Origin of the sequence: Pontibacter coccineus (assembly GCF_030546575.1) — a bacterium.
Classification (GTDB): Bacteria; Bacteroidota; Bacteroidia; order Cytophagales; family Hymenobacteraceae; genus Pontibacter; species Pontibacter coccineus.
Genome location: NZ_JAUOTN010000002.1, coordinates 661,632 through 678,158 on the forward strand (window position 1 = coordinate 661,632; position 16,527 = coordinate 678,158).

General features: G+C 51.1%; 15 protein-coding genes. 9 read left to right on the forward strand and 6 right to left on the reverse strand.

Translation table 11 applies throughout. The features are described from left to right. Positions 1-172: 172 nt before the first annotated feature. The 3 genes from porX to Q4E40_RS06935 are packed head-to-tail and all read left to right on the forward strand — an operon-like array spanning position 173 to position 3,403. On the forward strand, positions 173-1,735 hold the full coding sequence (porX, locus tag Q4E40_RS06925; RefSeq protein ID WP_303410974.1) for a T9SS response regulator signal transducer PorX: 1,563 nt from the start codon (positions 173-175) through the stop codon (positions 1,733-1,735). Next, positions 1,728-2,174, forward strand: coding sequence for a tRNA (adenosine(37)-N6)-threonylcarbamoyltransferase complex ATPase subunit type 1 TsaE (gene tsaE, locus Q4E40_RS06930; protein WP_303410976.1), 447 nt, complete (start codon positions 1,728-1,730; stop codon positions 2,172-2,174). The genes porX and tsaE overlap by 8 nt, the downstream gene beginning before the upstream one ends. Before the next feature lie 2 nt (positions 2,175-2,176). Continuing rightward, on the forward strand, positions 2,177-3,403 hold the full coding sequence (locus Q4E40_RS06935) for an alanine dehydrogenase (protein ID WP_303410977.1): 1,227 nt from the start codon (positions 2,177-2,179) through the stop codon (positions 3,401-3,403). Between the two features lie 776 nt (positions 3,404-4,179). On the opposite strand, the gene Q4E40_RS06940 is transcribed toward Q4E40_RS06935, so the two are convergent. Next, on the reverse strand, positions 4,180-5,394 hold the full coding sequence (locus tag Q4E40_RS06940) for a M20/M25/M40 family metallo-hydrolase (protein WP_303410980.1): 1,215 nt from the start codon (positions 5,392-5,394) through the stop codon (positions 4,180-4,182). A 214-nt stretch (positions 5,395-5,608) separates the two neighbouring features. On the opposite strand from Q4E40_RS06940, the gene Q4E40_RS06945 reads away from it, so the two are divergent. Then, a complete protein-coding gene (locus Q4E40_RS06945; RefSeq protein WP_303410981.1) occupies positions 5,609-6,712 on the forward strand; it encodes an AI-2E family transporter in 1,104 nt (367 codons plus the stop codon). Here the strand turns inward: Q4E40_RS06945 and Q4E40_RS06950 are convergent. Then, positions 6,678-7,274, reverse strand: a complete 597-nt coding sequence (locus Q4E40_RS06950; RefSeq protein WP_303410982.1) for a GNAT family N-acetyltransferase — start codon at positions 7,272-7,274, stop codon at positions 6,678-6,680. The genes Q4E40_RS06945 and Q4E40_RS06950 overlap by 35 nt on opposite strands. A 130-nt stretch (positions 7,275-7,404) precedes the next feature. Between Q4E40_RS06950 and Q4E40_RS06955 the strand changes: the two genes are divergently transcribed. Beyond that, the gene (locus tag Q4E40_RS06955; protein WP_303410984.1) at positions 7,405-8,004 is read left to right on the forward strand and encodes a porin family protein; all 600 of its coding nucleotides are present in this window, start codon (positions 7,405-7,407) and stop codon (positions 8,002-8,004) included. Positions 8,005-8,095: 91 nt separating this feature from the next. On the opposite strand, the gene Q4E40_RS06960 is transcribed toward Q4E40_RS06955, so the two are convergent. Further along, the gene (locus tag Q4E40_RS06960; RefSeq protein ID WP_303410985.1) at positions 8,096-8,920 is read right to left on the reverse strand and encodes an NYN domain-containing protein; all 825 of its coding nucleotides are present in this window, start codon (positions 8,918-8,920) and stop codon (positions 8,096-8,098) included. Positions 8,921-9,190: 270 nt separating this feature from the next. Here Q4E40_RS06960 and Q4E40_RS06965 point away from each other — a divergent pair, with 270 nt between their 5' ends. The 4 genes from Q4E40_RS06965 (at position 9,191) to Q4E40_RS06980 (ending at position 13,336) form a co-directional block, all read left to right on the forward strand. Beyond that, a complete protein-coding gene (locus Q4E40_RS06965) occupies positions 9,191-9,730 on the forward strand; it encodes a GNAT family N-acetyltransferase (RefSeq protein ID WP_303410986.1) in 540 nt (179 codons plus the stop codon). Further along, positions 9,718-10,755, forward strand: a complete 1,038-nt coding sequence (locus Q4E40_RS06970) for a hypothetical protein (RefSeq protein WP_303410988.1) — start codon at positions 9,718-9,720, stop codon at positions 10,753-10,755. Before Q4E40_RS06965 ends, Q4E40_RS06970 begins: the two co-directional genes overlap by 13 nt. A gap of 52 nt (positions 10,756-10,807) precedes the next feature. After that, a complete protein-coding gene (locus Q4E40_RS06975) occupies positions 10,808-11,803 on the forward strand; it encodes a DUF1028 domain-containing protein (protein ID WP_303410989.1) in 996 nt (331 codons plus the stop codon). A 105-nt stretch (positions 11,804-11,908) separates the two neighbouring features. Beyond that, on the forward strand, positions 11,909-13,336 hold the full coding sequence (locus Q4E40_RS06980; RefSeq protein ID WP_303411075.1) for a M20/M25/M40 family metallo-hydrolase: 1,428 nt from the start codon (positions 11,909-11,911) through the stop codon (positions 13,334-13,336). Between the two features lie 278 nt (positions 13,337-13,614). On the opposite strand, the gene Q4E40_RS06985 is transcribed toward Q4E40_RS06980, so the two are convergent. The 3 genes from Q4E40_RS06985 to Q4E40_RS06995 all read right to left on the reverse strand — a co-directional run bounded on the left by Q4E40_RS06985 (position 13,615) and on the right by Q4E40_RS06995 (position 16,049). Continuing rightward, complete coding sequence (locus tag Q4E40_RS06985) at positions 13,615-14,829, reverse strand: S-adenosylmethionine:tRNA ribosyltransferase-isomerase (protein WP_303410991.1); 1,215 nt, start codon at positions 14,827-14,829, stop codon at positions 13,615-13,617. Between the two features lie 254 nt (positions 14,830-15,083). Beyond that, the gene (locus Q4E40_RS06990; protein ID WP_303410992.1) at positions 15,084-15,485 is read right to left on the reverse strand and encodes a DUF2721 domain-containing protein; all 402 of its coding nucleotides are present in this window, start codon (positions 15,483-15,485) and stop codon (positions 15,084-15,086) included. A gap of 21 nt (positions 15,486-15,506) precedes the next feature. Further along, positions 15,507-16,049 carry a hypothetical protein gene (locus tag Q4E40_RS06995; RefSeq protein WP_303410993.1) on the reverse strand — a complete coding sequence of 181 codons (543 nt, stop codon included), beginning with the start codon at positions 16,047-16,049 and terminating at the stop codon, positions 15,507-15,509. Positions 16,050-16,527: the final 478 nt, after the last annotated feature.

Sequence of the window (16,527 nt, forward strand, 5' to 3'; positions counted from 1 at the left end):
GAGCCAGACCAACCCCAAGCATCAACCGCCATCCGTACGCTTATGTTTGCGTGCAGGGAATCGGTAACTTTCGGGTGCAGGTATAGTAAACAAATTATACCCTCTGTGGTCTTACTGTTTTGTAACCGATTAAAACCAAGCTATTTAGTAACAGCGCGCAACAAATAAAACTATGCAAAGATATACGATTTTATGGGCCGATGACGAAATCGACCTACTCAAGCCACACATTCTTTTCCTGGAAGAAAGAGGCTACGACATTACACCCGTGAACAGTGGAACAGACGCCATCGAGAAAGTGCAGGAGCAAGCGTACGATGTGGTATTCCTCGACGAAAACATGCCCGGCATCAGCGGTTTGGAGACGCTCAACGAGATCAAGACGATTCGCCCGGCCATGCCCGTGATCATGATCACGAAGAGCGAAGAGGAGCACATTATGGAGGAGGCCATCGGCTCTAAAATATCCGATTACCTGATCAAACCGCTCAACCCCAACCAGATATTGCTTTCTGTGAAAAAGACACTGGAGAACAAGCGTCTGGTGTCCGAGAAAACCAATATGAGCTACCAGCGCGACTTCCGCCAGCTGGGTATGGCCTTCGGGGAGCGCCTGAGCCCGGGGGAATGGGCTGACATCTATAAGAAACTGGTGTACTGGGAGCTGGAGATCGACGAGACGGAGAACAAAAGCATGGCCGACGTGATCAACATGCAGAAGGACGAGGCCAACTCCAACTTCGCCAAGTTCATCATGGACAACTACGAGGACTGGATCAACAAAGAGTCGGACGACGCGCCGATGATGTCGCACCAGTTGTTCCGGGAGCGGGTTTTCCCGATGATGAAGGAGTCGGACAAGCCGGTATACTTCGTGCTGATCGACAACCTGCGCTACGACCAGTGGAAGGTGCTGGAGCCGCTCATCTCGGAATATTTCACGGTGGACACGGAGGAGATGTTCTACTCCATTCTGCCTACCACCACGGCTTATGCCCGTAATGCGATCTTTTCAGGTATGATGCCGACCGAGATCATGAAAAAGTACCCCAACCTGTGGGTGAGCGACGACGAGGAGGAAGGCAAGAACCTGAACGAGCCGGATTTTCTGGAAATTCAGCTGCAGCAAAACCGCATCACTGACAAGCACAGCTACCATAAAATTACGAACCCGGCTGCGGGCAAGGACCTGAACAGCAAGTTCAACAACCTCGACAACAACAAGCTGAACGTGATCGTGTACAACTTCGTGGATATGCTTTCGCATGCCCGCACGGACAGCAACATGGTGCGCGAACTGGCGCCGGACGAATCGGCTTACCGGTCCATTACGCGTTCGTGGTTCATTCACTCGCCTTTGTTCGAGATGCTGAAGCTCATCGCCGACCGAAAAGCCCGTTTGATCATCACGACCGACCACGGCACTATCCGGGTGAAGCGGCCGTTCAAGATCATCGGTGACCGCCAGACTAACACCAACTTAAGGTATAAGCACGGTAAGAACCTCGGTTACACGGATAAAGATGTGTTCACGGTGCGCAAGCCGGAGCGATTTTTCTTGCCAAAGGCCAACGTTTCCACTACGTTTGTATTTGCGATCGAGGATTACTTCTTCGCATACCCGAACAACTATAACTATTACGTGAACTACTACAAAGACACCTTCCAGCACGGAGGGGTGTCGCTGGAGGAGTGCATCATACCCTTTATTACGCTGACGCCTAAGAATGCATAACATAGGAGTGGAGAAGGCAAGTATCAAGATGTCGTCGTTGGCTGACCTGCCGGCGGCGGCTTCTGTGCTTTTGGAGGAGGCCCGCGAGGAGCCCATTATTTTGTTTGAAGGCCCGATGGGGGCCGGAAAGACAACGCTGATAAAAGAACTTTGCCGCCAGATGGGGGTGCAGGAGAACGTAAGTAGCCCAACCTTCGCCCTGGTAAACGAGTACGAAACGGCCAAAGGGAACCTAATTTACCATTTTGACTTTTATAGGATTAACGAGGAGCGTGAGGCGCTCGGCATCGGGGCGCTGGAGTACTTTGACTCCGGCCGTACCTGCCTGATCGAGTGGCCGTCTATGATCCCAAACCTGTTGCCGGAGCATTACCTGTTGGTAACGCTGCAGCCCGCCGCTGAAGGCGAGGAGCGCACTATGACTATAAACCGTGTATGAGCATGACGGAGAGATTCGCCGTTGAATTAGGAAAGCTGGCTGCCAGTCAGGCCCTTTACCCCAAAGAGTCGATGCTGGCTGTGGAGGAGCGATACAAGAGCTTGTTTATCGGGCTCCCGAAAGAATCGTCTTTTCAGGAAAACCGCATTGGCCTCACCCCGAACGCCGTAAAGCAGTTAACCGACCAAGGGCACGAGATTTGGGTAGAAACCGGAGCCGGCGGCCCGTCCAAGTACTCCGATAACGACTACTCCGAAGCCGGTGCCCGTATTGTCTACTCATGTAAAGAGGTATACGAAGCCGGCATCATCCTTAAAATCGCACCGCCTACTTACGACGAGATCGAGTACCTGCGCCCCGGCCAGACGCTGATCTCCGCACTGCATTTCGGCAACCTGACCTCTGAATACATCAATGCGCTTCTCCGCAAAAAGATAAACGCCATTTCCTTCGAGCTGATTCGTGACAAGTCGGAGTCGAAGCCGGTGGTGCGTGCCATGAGCGAGATTGCTGGCAGTTCGTCGATGCTGATTGCGGCGGAGTATTTGAGTAGCAGCAACGATGGCAAGGGTATTATTCTGGGAGGTATAACCGGTGTGGCTCCGTCCAAAGTGGTGATTATGGGAGCTGGTACCGTGGCCGAATATGCCGCCCGCGCTGCTTTGGGGCTAGGTGCCGAGGTGAAGGTGTTTGATAACCACATCTACAAGTTGCGCCGCCTGAAGCATAACATCGGCCAGCCGATCTTTACCTCCACACTCGACAAAACCATCCTGCACAACGAGCTCAAAAACGCGGATGTCGTGATTGGCGCGCTGGTAGCGGAAGAAGGACGTATGGCCTGTATGGTTGAGGAGGAGGTAGTGGCCCAAATGAATCCGGGTTCTATCATCATCGACGTCTGCATCGATCAGGGGGGCTGTTTCGAAACTTCCGAGCTGACCTCACACAGCCGCCCGATCTTCCGCAAATACGACATCATCCACTATTGCGTACCGAACATCGCCTCACGCGTACCCCGCACTGCCTCTACGGCGCTCAGCAATATCTTTACACCGATCTTTACCGAGATCTCCAAATTCGGCGGCATCAACGAGGTGCTGTTCATGAACGAGCACTACCGCAGCGGCGTGTATATCTACAAAGGCAGCCTAACGAATTCGCAGATCGCGAAGAAGTTTGGGATGCGGTATAAAGAACTGGGCTTGATGATTGCTGTGAGGAATTAAGGTATAACTTAGGTATAAGAGAAGCCTCGTCTGGATAGACGGGGCTTTTTTTGTCTGAATCAGGATTTTCAGGATTCTAGAATTAACAGGATTCCGGTGTACGATTGACATACCCCTGCCCCTTTGGAGAGGGATTTCGATCGCTGGAAATTCACAGGTATAAGCTTCGTAGCTTCTCTTTTGCTATACCGGGTCCAACCACCCCTAACCCCTCAGAGCTACGCTCGCTACTTTCGAACTCTCGTTCTCAGCAGTCCAAGGCGGGGAAACTTGGAGTCTACCAATTCGCAGGTATAAGCGCTGTGGTTTCTGTATAACTGTGCACGATTTACACCCCTCAAGGGGAGAATTTCTGCCTATACCAATTTACAGGTATAGCTTCGTAGCATCCACACAGACCACTGGCAGGTATAGCAAGACATACTTGCACTTGAGCTACGAAGCAGACAGCAGTGCCCAGTGCACCTTAGACGATTTTTTGTTTGAGCGGTCAGCGAGTTCAAAATCGTCTTGATTTTTTTGCCTACTTTTTTCATCAAGGAAAAAAGTAGGTGCCCGCCGCACAGGCGAAGCTATGGAACAAATTAGCTTAAGGTATAGAAAGGCTGAAGCTACGCTATGTTTAGATATCCTGGGCCAAAGGCCCCACAATAGCAGACACGAGCGTGGATGCTCGCGCCATCGATATGACTCCATTAGCCAAGCCAAAAACAAAGCGAGTAGCTTTAGTATCAACCAAAGCTACTCGCTCACAAGAATTCATTAAAGAGTAATCCTTACTTCACCAACGCCTTATCAACCCGCATCGGCGTATCCGCACCAGACACAACCCCCTGTGCGGCCAGTGCAATTGCGCGGATCATGCTGGTAAAGTGTGGCATGTCCAACAGCTCGAATTCGTCTTTTACAGTGTGGTATGTTTTGTCCTGGTCGATTTGCACGGATGAAATGGTATGCGCTGGTACACCCAGACGGGCCAAGGTGGCATTGTCAGAGCGGTAGAACAGGTTTTGCTCTGGGTATGGGTCGGGGTGGATGCTGTAGGTGGTGCCTTCGAGGCGCTTCTGCATCATTTTGCCTAAATCAGACTTTTCGTAACCGGTAAGGTAGGCGCTGTTTGGGCCAAACTTAGACGGTTTTCCCACCATTTCGATGTTGAACATGGCCACGATCTGGTCGGGGTTGAGCTGCTCGGAGAAGTAGCGGGAGCCGTGGCCACCGATCTCTTCGGCGGTGAAGGCGGCAAAGATCAGGGTGCGCTCGGGTTGCGGCTGCTCTTTGTAGTAGCGGGCCAGCATCATCATGGCCGTAGTGCCGGAGGCGTCGTCGTCAGCGCCATTGGCAATGCTGTCACCGTCGATTGTCTTATGGAAACCGATGTGGTCGTAGTGGCCGGAGAACACCACAAACTCGTTTTTGCGCTTGCCCTCGATCATGCCCACCACGTTGGAGAGCGGCAGTTTTTCGACTTTGTTTGCAAACTTCACTTCGTACTTCTTCGGAGCTGCCTGGTCGGTGAGCACGAATACCTTGCTGGTACCGGTGCCCACTTCTTTCCTAACGCCACCTCTCGCAAAATAGCCACGGTAGTTGTCAAAAGCTTCGGCATGGCTTGGGTGTACAAGCACGATGGCGTCCTGCTCTGCTGCGTTTGCCTTTCCGAAGGCGGCTCTGAAATTCTCTCCTTCCGGTATGGTAATGAACTTGATCTTGTTCTTCTGTTTCCAGTTGATTGCTTCGTGCGCTGTGTTAACGAACAAATGCTCCGGTGTAATTTTCTTCTTGCCCAGTGTTACTTCTGTCTGGCTGGGCGTGAGGCGGTGCACATGGAAGGTTTGACGATAAGAAGGGGCTTGGCTGGAACTGTTGCCGTTGAGCGGCACAAGTCCTGCCGCATGGAATTCCTCCTCAATAAAATCAGCGGCTTTTTCTATACCTGGTGTGAAGGTGGCGCGGCCCTGCATGTTGTCGTGGCTGAGAGTTTGAAGCATGCGGGTGGCCTCTTGTTGGTTGATGACAGAGAGATCCTGCGCTGAGAGAGAAGCGCTAAGTAAAACGGAAAAGGCAGTAGCAAATAGCTTTTGGCGTGTCATGGGTATAGCGGTGTATACGATTAGGATATTGATGTTTTTTTGGGAATATTGTTGGGGTGATCGCTGCCGCTGCGTGCACTTGTACGGAAACAGCAACCCAATATAGCGAAATATGGAAAAGAGCTCCAAAGTAAACTGGCTAAAGTTGCTGCAGTACGTTTTGCTGATAGCGGCCTTGCTATACTTTGGGCGCACACTTTTTGTTCCGCTGAGCTTTTCCCTCCTGATCAGTTTTATACTCTACCCCATCGTAAAATGGATGGAAGACCATGGCTGGAGCCGCTGGGGCGCTATTTTAGTTTGCCTGTTGTCGATGCTTGTAGTAGCTGCTGCGCTGAGTTGGCTGTTGATACGGCAAATGGTCAGCTTTGGGCAGGAGTGGCCCATGTTGCAGGAAAAACTGCTGCAGGCCTGGCAGCAATTCGGGCTATACCTGGAGCGGCAGTTTGGCGTGGACGATGTGCAGCGCAGCAATTGGGTGGAAGGGCTGGTAAGGGACGCCGCCTCTACTGTGCTGAACGTGGTACGAGGGGTGCTGTATGCCTCTGTCACCACGGTGGTGCTTTTCCTGCTGATCCCACTCTATGCGGCACTTATTCTGTACAACCGCGAGCAGCTGGCGGCGGCGCTTTACTCCATGTTCCCGCAAACAGAGCACCGCAAGATCCGCAGCATTTTGCAGGAAACCATCACCACCTACTACAATTTCATCAAGGGCATGATCATCGTGTATGCGGTGGTAGGCTTGCTGAACAGCGCTGGGCTCTTGCTGCTAGGTATTCCGCATGCCGTGTTCTTTGGTGTAGTGGCCTCCATCCTCACCTTCATACCTTACGTGGGCATTTCCATCGGGGCAATTCTGCCGATGGCGGTCGCCTGGATCACCTATGACTCGGTCTGGTATCCAATTGGGGTGATCATCGTGTTTTCGGTGGTGCAATACCTGGAGGCGAACCTGATTTTTCCGCTGGCCGTGAGCTTTCGCCTGCAGGTGAATATGCTCTTTACTTTGCTGGCCATTGTGGCGGGCGGTATTCTTTGGGGAGCATCCGGCATGATCCTGTTCGTGCCCTTTGTCGCGATTCTAAAACTGATTGCCGACAAGCACGAGGAGCTGCGGCCGGTCTCGCTGCTGTTGGGCACGGGTATGCGGCCTTCCAAGCCTAAGCCGAAACCTGCTATCAAGCTTGGCCGTTTTCGCCGGGGGCAGCACTAGCTTCATTCTCCAGCCATTCCCGTTTCAGCAAACTGTATACCTCCAGGTCGATAAACCTACCCTGCAGCCATTCTCCATCCCGCTCTATACCTTCCAGTTTAAAGCCCAACTGTTGCGGAATACGGCTACTTTTGCTATTGCCCACACCCACTTTTATCTGAATGCGGTTCATGCTCATCTGCTCAAAAGCCTGTGCAATTAAAGCGGCGCAACTCCGGATCATAATGCCCTTCTTCTGAAACCCCTCGCCCAGCCAATAGCCGATCTCCAGCTTGCTGTTCACGCGGTCGATGGTTTTGTAGCCGATGATGCCCGCCACCTTGCCCTGGAACCGGATGGTGTATACCTGATCCTGCAGGTTGCCGGGTGTGGTGACGCTGCGCAGGTATAGCTTGGTGTCGGCGGCCGATTGGCTGAAGTCGATGAAGGGCAGCCATTCCCGCAGGTATAGCCGGCCGCTATCTATGAGTTGGAAGAGAGCAGCGGCATCGCTTACCTGGGCTTCTTGCAGCGTTATATCCGGTGTCACGGTCAGGGGTTGTGGGATTGATGCAGATCTCATGGTATGGCGGCTCGCTACAGTAAAATTCTAAATAAACGTTTGCTAAACATACGGGTCATAAAATGAGTTAAATAGCTTAGAGTCAGGCGATGCCGCTCTTTTACTGAACGCATATACTTTATACAGGACTATGAAAAACACGCTACTACTTCTGCTTTTTTTAAGCCTCGCCGTTACGGCCGCTGCACAAGACTCCAACATTGAGCTGGGGGCTAAGATAGGTTTTAATATCTCCAACATCAGCAACGATCCTTCTTTGGTGGAGGAATCAGCTGGGGTGGGAACGGAATTTGGGGCCTTCGCCCGTATCGGAGACCGCTTTTATGTGCAGCCGGGCATCGATTTTGTGAACAACAACTTAACCATTCAGCGCACCGTGCAACCTCGCCCGGGCGAGCGCGATGAAGTACGTTTCCGCTATTTCCGGGCCCCGGTGCTGTTAGGCTGGGAAAGTGACTATCAAAAACGTAACGGTGGCTCCATTCCCTTCCGGATGATGGTGGGACCTTCCTTTGCCTACAACATTGGAGTGAGCGACAATAACCTGGACGTGCGCCGGCGCGATGTGCGCAATGCCCAGTTTGCGCTGCACGGCGGTGTGGGGATCAAACTGCTCCGCCTGATCGAACTGGACCTGATGTATAATCACGGACTCACCAGCGTGTTCAACGGTGACGCTGCCGATGGAAAGTTCCGGAATTTCTCGCTGACGGTGGGTTTTAGTATCTAGGAACTTGCGTACACGATTCTCAAAAACCAAAAAGCCTGAAGGAGCTATTATCTCTTTCAGGCTTTTTGGTTTTTGAGGTATAGCCAATTGCTTAGCTACGCTCGGTTCGCTCTTCTCTGGCGGGCACGGCCTCTTTTGCTTTGACGGGTTTGCGCCTTTTTTCCGGGCTGCGTCGCTTTACGTATACAGCCGACGAGCCTTTGTCGTCTTCCTTACGGATTGTGAACAGCTCTTTGTGCGCTTTGATCAGCTGAATCAGCTGACTATACCCGAACGTGCGCGGGTCAAAGGCCGGGTCCAGGGTACGCAGGCTCGTGCCTATACCTCCCAAATGCGCCCAGCCGTCTTCGCCCACAGCCATCTCGAATGCCTCTTTCAGCATCGGTACCGGGTTTGGCCTTGGGTTTTCCTTGCCGTTGGGCGTGGATTTGTCTGCCGCCGCTATTTGTTTCTCGCCAATGTCGTCGGTCAGGTTTTCGGTGTAGATGAAGATGTTGCAGGCGTTAACAAAAGGCTTCGGCGTTTTGCGCTGGCCAATGCCCATCACAAAAATGCCAGCCTCCCGGATGCGGGTCGCCAGTCGAGTGTAGTCGCTGTCCGACGACACAATGCAGAAGCCGTCCACCAGGTGACTGTGCAGCAGGTCCATCGCATCGATGATCATGGCGCTGTCGGTGGCGTTTTTGCCGACGGTATAGCGAAACTGCTGGATGGGCTGTATGGCGTGGTTGTTCAGGCACTCTTTCCAGCCGTTCATCTGTGGGGTGGTCCAGTCGCCATAAATGCGGCGGATGGTGGTTTGTCCGTATTTGCCTGCTTCGGCCAGTATTTTGACGATAAGGGTCGGTTGCGCGTTGTCGCCATCAATTAGCATGGCCATGCGCTGTTGTTTTTTGTCGTGGAAGGGTTTGCTCATAAAAGGATTTGCGCCAGGTCTTGTTGCCCAATAAGCGCTGAATTTGTTCTGTTATACTTCTGAAATGAAGATGGGTTGTTAGAAGGTAGGGAATTCCCTATATAAGAGGAGATTGAGTATATTGTGATGTAATGTAGGGATTTTAAACAAGGAAATACAGACTGGGAAAGGAAATCTGCTTTAGGGTACGGATATCCGGTGAAAGCTTTTCCTGATTAAAGCCCCATTAATGCGTACTAGTGCCTACATACAAGACCAGAGCTACATAACATGCAGATTTTTTTAGAAACAGAACGGCTTATATTAAGGGAGATTTTGCCTTCTGATGATAAGGGCATGTTCGAACTTGACTCTGCTCCTGAGGTGCAGAGGTTTTTAGGGAATAAGCCTATCAAAAGCATTCAGGAAGCCAGGCAGATGATAGCCTTTATCAGAAGCCAGTATCAGGAGAATGGAATTGGGAGATGGGCAGTTGTGGAAAAAGAAAGCAACAGCTTTGTTGGGTGGGCAGGACTAAAGCTTGTTAAAGAGAAGATAAATGATCACATCAACTTCTATGATCTAGGGTATAGATTAATTAAAAGATACTGGGGCAAGGGATATGCAACAGAAGCGGCAAATGTTTCCTTGAAGTATGGTTTCGAACAAATAGGACTGGAGCAGGTATACGGCATGTGCGATGCGGAGAATGTGGCATCCAGGAACGTGCTGGAAAAGGTGGGGCTAAAACGCATCGAAACTTTTGATCTGAATGGAGTGGCCCATAATTGGTTCGAGCTATCAAAACCATCAATCCAATGTATAGACTGACTTTGCTTTTACTGGCTTTCGCAGCATTCTCCTGCACCCCCAAATTAAGTAAGCCGGAGAAAGTAGTATTAGATAGGATTGCGTATGTATATCAGCTCAAACCAGCCATCGCGCAAGGAATTTGGCCGGGCTTTGATGAAAAACGATACGATGTTCCGTTAGTCTACTATACCGACTCTTCCTCCTTTATAGCGAATCCCACCGACAGGTTCTTGAAAATGCATGACCCGGTACGCGTTTTCCAAATCCCTGAGTTAATGGTATACAAGACTACCACTCGCCTCGACAGCACTCCCTTTCATATGGCCGTGAACTTTACGTTTGGTGATACTGGTGCCTACGACAACTATGAGCCCTTTATGCATTGCAGCAGTCTGGAGGAAACACGTAAAGTTGTGAAGGATGTGGGCTCAACAGAGGTATGGGTTACCATGGTGGTGCATGAATACTTTCATGGGTTTCAGTTTCAGCACAAAAACTATCTCCAGTATTTCGCTGATAGCATTGCTACATTTCAAAAAGGCAAACTAAAGTCACTTTACAGTGAAAACACATGGTTTAAGGAAAAAGTAGACAGAGAAAACGAGCTCCTGCTGCAGGCTTTGGCAACTGATGACCAGGATGAAGTCAGGAAGCTGATTTCTACCTTCTTCGAAGAGCGGAAAAAACGTAGAGCTGAAACGTTCCGGAAGTTTGATCTTGACATTGAAGCGTACGAAAAGACGTATGAAACTCTGGAGGGAACGGCAAGGTATGTAGAACAGAAACTCTACGAAAAGTTTTCGCAGAAGCGTCCTGATACAAAATTGCAAAAATCAGATTCATCCTACCATGCTTACGACTTTTTCAAAGAACATGAATTGGAGAAGGAAGAATGGCTATACCTGACAGCGAAATCGGGCGTATATTTCTACGCTACCGGCTTTAACATGACAAGAGTCCTCGATAAGCTGGGCGTGCCCTATAAAGAGCGACTTTTTAAACAACGTGATCTGTCCTTGGAAGACGTGCTGAGGACGATTTAGAGGTAACAATAGCTTCAGCTAAAACTCAATCCTTCAAAACCAGTTACTTTCCATGAAAAAACTATTCTCCATTCTAACCCTCCTTCTCACCGTGACACATTTCTCAGCACAGGCGCAGGTGTTTAAAAGTGAAGAGCCCCTGGCCCATACCTATTCGATTGTAGCCCGCGACGCGAAAACCGGCGAGATGGCCGTTGGCGTGCAAAGCCACTGGTTTTCGGTGGGTACCGCTGTGCCTTGGGTAGAAGCTGGCGTGGGCGTGGTGGCGACGCAGTCTTTCACCAACAAGTCGTTTGGCTTGCGCGGGCTTGCTTTGCTAAAAGAAGGGAAGTCGCCGCAGGAGGCGCTGGATATTTTGCTGGCTGATGACGAAGGACGCGAAGTGCGACAGGTGTCTATACTGGATGCGCAGGGCCGGGTGGCGACACATACCGGCAAACAGTGCATTCGCTATGCAGGGCACACCATCGGCACAAACTTCTCAGTACAGGCCAACATGATGCTCACCAACAAGGTATGGCCAGCCATGGCGAAGGCTTTTGAGACGAGTGCCGGCAAGCCGCTGGCCGAGCGGGTGTTACTGGCCATGCAGGCAGCCGAGCGGGAGGGAGGCGACATCCGGGGCAGGCAATCGGCAGTGCTGGTGGTGGTGCGCGGCAAGGCCACAAAGCAGCCCTGGGACGATAAGATCATCGATTTGCGGGTGGATGACCACGAGAAACCGCTCGACGAACTGGCACGCCTCCTGAAGGTATACCGCGCCTATGAGCACATGAATAACGGCGACCTGGCGGTAGAAAAAGGGCAAATGGAGAAAGCCATGCAGGAATATGGCAAAGCCGAAGCCATGTTCCCCGACAACCTCGAGATGAAGTACTGGCATGCCATTGGGTTGGCAAACAATGGCGACATCAACGGGGCTATTAAGATCCTGCAAGAGGTATACAAGAAAGACAAAAACTGGAAGGAACTGACCGAACGCCTACCCGAAGTAGGCTTGCTGATGCTCAAGCCGCAGGATTTGCAGAAGGTGTTGCAGGTGAAGTAGGTATAGCCGGATTTATACCGGATGTTGTTTGTACTTCGAAATGATTTCCTAACTTAAAGCCGCAAACAAATCTACGCTAACCTTACACGCATTATTCACCTGATGATGTTACTTAAACACAAACTACGCGCCTTTGTGGCAGGGGCTGCCCTGCTGGCTGCTATACCTGCCATGGCGCAGCAAAACACCTACAAGTCCGACTCCACCGTCATCCGCAAGTTTTACGACGACGCCCTCACCAGCTACGAGAGCTATGAAAACCTGCGTTACCTCACCAAGAACATCGGTGCCCGCCTGAGCGGTTCGCCGCAGGCCGCCGCCGCCGTGGAGTGGAGTCGCCAGGTGATGGAGAAGATGGGCCTCGACCGCGTGTACCTGCAGGAAGTGATGGTACCGCATTGGGTGCGTGGCGACAAGGAAGTGGGCCGTATCCTGAGCGGACGTAACGGCAGCCAGGAGGTAAACATCCTGGCGCTGGGCAGTTCAGTAGGTACTGGCACGCAAGGCCTGAGTGCGCAGGTAATTGAAGTGCAAAACTTCGAAGAACTCGAGAAACTGGGCAAGAAGAAAGTGAAAGGAAAGATCGTGTTCTTCAACCGCCCGTTTGACAACAAGCACGTGCATACCATGGCAGCCTACAGCGGCGCGGTAGACCAGCGTGGCGGAGGCCCGGTGGCAGCTGCTAAGCTCGGTGCTGTGGCGGTACTGGTACGCTCAATGGCCAACGACATTCAGGACGTGGCCCATACCGGCAACACCCGCTATGCCGACGATGTGGAAAAAATACCGGCTGCTTCCATCAGCACCAGAGGCGCCGACGAATTAAGCGCGATGCTGAAAAACGATCCGGAGCTGAAATTCTACATGCGCATGACCTGCGAAACCCGTCCGGACGTGCTTTCCTACAATGTGATCGGTGAAATCAAAGGATCCGAAAAGCCGGAAGAGATTGTGGTAGTAGGTGGCCACCTCGACTCCTGGGATGTTGGCGAAGGCGCCCATGACGACGGTACCGGCTGCGTGCAGTCCATTGAAGTGCTGCGTTTGCTCAAAGCACAAGGTATACGCCCGAAGCGCACCATCCGGGCTGTGATGTTCATGAACGAAGAGAACGGTTTGCGTGGCGGACGTAAGTACGCTGGGGAGGCCAAAGCGAAAGGCGAGAAGCACGTAGCGGCCATCGAGTCTGATGCGGGCGGCTTTACGCCTCGCGGTTTTGGTTTCGATGCCAATGACGAGCAGTATGCTAAAATAATGGGTTGGGAAGAGTTGCTAGCCCATTACGGGTTGCACGAGTTGAGCCGTGGCGGCGGCGGCGCTGACATTGGTCCGCTGAAAGGCCAGAACAACGTCGTACTCATCGGTTTGCGCCCCGACTCACAACGCTACTTCGACTACCACCATACTCAAATCGACACTTTTGAAACCGTAAGCCGCCGCGAAATGCAGCTGGGCTCCGCCGGTATGGCCGCACTGGTATACCTGATTTCGGAGCATGGACTGAATGGCGGAAGTGCCAAAGTAGGCAAGTAAACAGTTTAAACTCATAAAAAAAGCCAGCTCTATTTAGGTATAGAGCTGGCTTTTTTATGCAAGTGCAAGGGCAGTGCTCAAAAGACCTCGCGGTGTCCGAAGGTCCCGCGAGCGTCTGTAGTGGTAACGGTGCTATGCCTTGCTGTATCCTGAGCGATATCTTTTATCTGAATCGTAATTGTTGATCGCGATTCACTTCCTATACCTATACCTATACCTTGCTGCGTTGCTATCAAGCCACTAGCGGGTCTGAAAGACACTGCGAGGTCATGGCGAGCTTACGGCAGCAGGAGCGAGCTGTCACCATAGCTCAGGAAGCGGTAATTATTATCCAATGCGTGGCGGTATACCTGTTTCCAGTCTTCGCCAATAAAGGCAGCAACCAGCAGCAAGAGTGTGCTTTCGGGTTGGTGGAAGTTGGTGACAAGTCCGCTGCACATCCTAAAGGTATAACCCGGCGCGATGATGATCTGCGTGCTGGCGTGCAGGTACTGCGTTTGGTGCCGCTCCATGTAGTCGATCAGGGCACGAAAGGCTTCTGCAGCGGTGGGAGGCGTGCTGGTTTCATAGGGCAGCCATTGCGTGACATGCAGTTCCTCAGGTTTTAAGTTTGGCTGCTGCAACAGCAAAGTACCCAGCCAATACAGGCTTTCCAGGCTGCGCATCGAAGTCGTGCCGACAGGTATAAGCGGCTTGCCCAGGTGCTCGAGCAGCTGCACTACCACCTGCTTCGATACCATCAACTGCTCGGCGTGCATTTCGTGGGCCTCCATAGTGTCGGCCTTCACTGGTTTGAACGTGCCGGCGCCCACGTGCAGGGTCAGGTAAGTACTGCTTATACCTTTGGCCTGTAGCTGCTCCATTACCTTGTCAGTGAAGTGCAGTCCGGCAGTAGGGGCAGCCACGGCGCCTTCGTTGCGGGCATAAATAGTCTGGTAGCGGGTGCGGTCCTCAGGGGTGAGTTCGCGGTTCAGGTAAGGGGGCAGGGGCAATCGTCCGCAATGCTCCAGCACTTCGGCAAAGGTCAGCTCAGCGGGCGTCCACGTAAAGCGAATCAGGAAGTGCCCGTCCTGCTGTGCTTCGCGCTCGGCTGTTACCACGCCTCCTTCAAAAAATATCTTCAGCGGGCCTTCTTTCCAGCGCTTGTTGTTGCCAACCAAACATTTCCACGTGCAACTGCGGGTTTGCTGCATGGCCAGTTGCACTTCGCGGTGCGGCTTCACCGGCTCCAAACAGAAAATCTCCACTGCGCCACCGGTCGGTTTGCTAAAAATCAACCTCGCCTGCACTACCTTGGTATTGTTAAACACCAGCAAACTGCCCGCTGGCAACAGCTCCGGCAAGTCTTGGAAGGTATGGTCCGCTATGATATGGCTTTTATAATGGAGGAGCTTGGACTGGTCACGCTCCGGCAGCGGAAATTTGGCAATGCGCTCATCTGGCAGCTCGTACACAAAATCCTTTATGGCCAGATTTTTCGGGTTGGTATGCATCTGAATATGTTAAGAGTTATGAGTTAAGAGTTAAAAGTCAATCTGCAGTGATTAACTGCCCTTTTAACTCTTAACTTTCAACGCTAAACTGAATTTGTGCAAAGGTACATAACGATGCCTAAAATTATACCTGCTTGCCAGATTTGGTATCGGGGGTGGGTATAGGTAAGCAGTGTTACTGCCATGTCGAAGGCTTCGAAGCAGCAATAAGACGTGTTTACGGGATGTCAGGCAGATTCCAAAAAGGGGGAAATCTATTTGGCTGTAGTTTCTTCTAAATCATCCAATTCCAGCTCCAGCGCCTTTACCGATATCAGGATCTCACGCAGGGCCAGCGCCAGCGAGATCATCAGTAGCAAAAGACTGAGACCGAAGGTGTACTTGCCTGCTGTGCTATACCCTGCAAAGAGGATGAACATGCAAAACACGCAGCCAAACATACTGGCAATGCCAAATGCCTGCATGTTGCGGATGAGGACCAGCCGAATGCGCAGGTTCTCGATCTGCCCATACACCAGTTGGCTCTGCGTGGAGGCATACCGGGTTTTGAGGCTTCGGATCAGGCTGGCAAGCGCCAAGAAGCGGTTGGTATAAGCCAGCAGCAACAGCGAAATGGCCGGAAACAGGAGGGCAGGAGTAGTTAAGGTAATTTCCATGGACCCAATAAGGGTGTGAGTTTACTGAATGCTTTTCAGGAAGTCCTCGTCGAGGGGCTCGTCATCGTCTTCGTCGGGTTGTGGGGCGTCGAAGTCAATCTCCTGCAACGCTTCCAGACCTTCCAGTATCAGATCATCCAGCTCTTCTTTGGACGTGGCGTCCAGTGTCTGCTCAAACAAGGCCAGCAAGTGCTCGCGCTCCTCGTTCACAAATATTTCGTGGTACAGGTTGTCGAACAACCCAATCTTTTTCTGGATGATCTTGTCAATCTCGCGGGTGTTTTTCGCCTTGACAGCTTCCAACAATAAGTGCAGAACATCTTTAGCCCCCTCGTTGTCGGCCAGGCGGGCATAGGCCTTGATCAGCGCAATCGCTACACCCAGACGCAGGCGCTCAAACCGGAAACCCACTTCCTCCGACACCTTATCTCCCTTACCGAGGCGCGATTGCTTCAGGGCCTGTTCCAATTGCTGGTACACAGTCGTGGAAGGCCCCTCAAATACTTGCGGAGTTTCTGGTGCAAAGGCAGTCTGGAGTAGTAGCTCAAAGCTCTTGGCGCTCATACAGGATCAATCTAAAGTGAGAGATGGGCAAAGGTAATGTTTTGTGTCATGTTTTACTACAAACATACCATCGTTGGGCTTGCTCATAACATTTAATAAACTGTGAAAATACATAGAATTGATTCATGTATCGTAATATACCTATGTTTAAGTATTAACTTTGAAAAAGTATAGTTACCTTTTGTATATTTATTCCTGTCTATTAAATAATTTTTGTATAGTTTTGACAAGCCAATAATATGTTGTTAAAACTATGCTTATATGTAAGGTGGTGACAGATAGCTAAAATGTGCTTTTACAGGCATTTTATGATTAGAGAATGTACTTTACAACTTGGCGTTATTATTACTAAATTATATTTAATTTATTATTAATATAGTTTAATAAGATATAGCTCAATTAAAATGCATGTAAGTAAAGTTCTATTTGGTATTTAAGTGATATACCTGAGCGACGTGTTACTTTATGCGGTTTAACC